This is a genomic window from Mesorhizobium sp. M7A.F.Ca.US.005.03.2.1 (assembly GCF_003997795.1).
GTDB lineage: Bacteria > Pseudomonadota > Alphaproteobacteria > Rhizobiales > Rhizobiaceae > Mesorhizobium > Mesorhizobium ciceri.
The window spans coordinates 1-1,612 of record NZ_RZRP01001127.1 but is presented as its reverse complement, the minus strand read 5'-3'; the positions used below and the strand labels follow the sequence as shown (position 1 = coordinate 1,612).

Here is a 1,612-nt window from a genome sequence, read left to right as displayed (position 1 = left end):
GCTTTGGTGTGGACGTTGACGTAATACTTGCCGGCCTCAAGGTCAGCCGCCTGGGCATCAGTGAGCGTCTCCGACCCCTTGATCGGGCTCTTGAGTTTTTTGAACGGGATGACAGGGTCGGCGTTTTCACCCATCGCCGCAGGGCCATGGATATGCGCGGCCGTCGCCGGTCCGCTGAGGCCGGAATATTTGACGTTCCAGTTGAGCTTCTTCTTGGTCGTGTCGAAGGTGAAAGTGGCCGTGCCCTTACCCTTCGTGGTGACGGGCGGGCTCTGCTGGCTGCCGTCTAGTGTCGCCTTGAACTTTTCCATGGCTGCCAGGGCCGGCGATGCGAACAGGAAAGCGGTCGAAATGGCCAGCGCCGACAGCGCCGGTAAGAAGGATTGGGTGCGCATGAAGAACCTCCGATTGACTGTGCACGCGTCGCGGCTCCCCGGCGCGCGCATGCGCCAACGGAACGGCCTGGCGGCACAATGTATCCAACCACACATTTTTGTGATGACGTATAGAGATCCTAGGGGCCGTCCTGTCCGGCTTCAGCGATAGCGGTCAGACCGCCGCCAGCGCCTGCGTCAGGTCGGCGATCAGATCGTCCGGATGCTCGACGCCGATCGACAGCCTGACCGTGGTCTCCAGCACGCCGATGCGCTGGCGCACCTCGAAGGGAATGCCCGAATGGGTCATGGCCGCGGGGTGACTGGCCAGCGATTCCGTTCCGCCGAGGCTCACCGCCAGCTTGAAGATCTGCAATCCGTTGAGGAAGGCGAAAGCCGCCTTCTCCCCGCCCTTGATGTCGAAGGAGAAGGTTGATCCGGCGCCGCTGCATTGCGCCCTGTAGGCGCGGCCGGCCGGCGTATTCTCGCCCAGAAACGGCAGGTAGTGCACCTTGTCGACCTTGGCGTGGTCGCGCAGGAATTCGGCGATCAGGCGAGCATTGTCGTTGGCCCGCTCCATGCGGATCGACAGCGTCTCCAGCGAGCGGCCGAGCATCCAGCAGGAATGCGGGTCGAGCTGCGTGCCGATCGCGCCGCGCAGCGCCTTGATCGGCTTGGTGATAGCCTTGCTGCCCATGGCGGCACCTGCGATCAGGTCGGAATGGCCGCCGACATATTTGGTCAGCGAATAAACCGACACGTCGGCACCATGTTCGATCGGCCGCTGGAACACCGGACCCAGCAATGTGTTGTCGCACACGATGATCGGCGTTGACCCTTGGCTCGCGCCGATCTCGTCGGCGATCTTGCGCATCAGCGCGAGGTCGACCAGGCTGTTGGTCGGGTTTGACGGCGTCTCGATCAGGATGACCGACACGCGGCCTTTCACGACGGCCGCGTCGGCGGCCGTGCGCACCGCCGGCTCATCCACGCCATCCGCGAAACCGACAGCACCGATGCCGAAACCGGAGAGCGTGCGCGTCAAAAGCGTCTCCGTGCCGCCGTAGAGTGGCTGCGAATGCAGGATGACGTCGCCTGGACGGGCATAGGCGAGCAGTGTCGTGGCGATCGCCGACATGCCCGATGAAAACAGGATACAGGCATCCGTCCCCTCATAAATCGCCAGCCGGTCCTCGACGATCTCGCTGTTGGGATGATTGAAGCGCGAATAGACCCTG

Annotated in this window: 2 protein-coding genes; both read right to left on the bottom strand. The window is 63.2% G+C overall.

What is annotated here, in order from left to right; all coding sequences use genetic code 11:
* On the bottom strand, nt 1–395 hold a 395-nt coding region (locus EN991_RS35395; RefSeq protein WP_127370462.1), incomplete at its 3' end, for a CHRD domain-containing protein.
* Between the two features lie 154 nt (nt 396–549).
* Nucleotides 550–1,612 (bottom strand): cystathionine gamma-synthase family protein (locus EN991_RS35390; protein ID WP_127370461.1); only part of this gene is annotated, 1,063 nt, incomplete at its 5' end.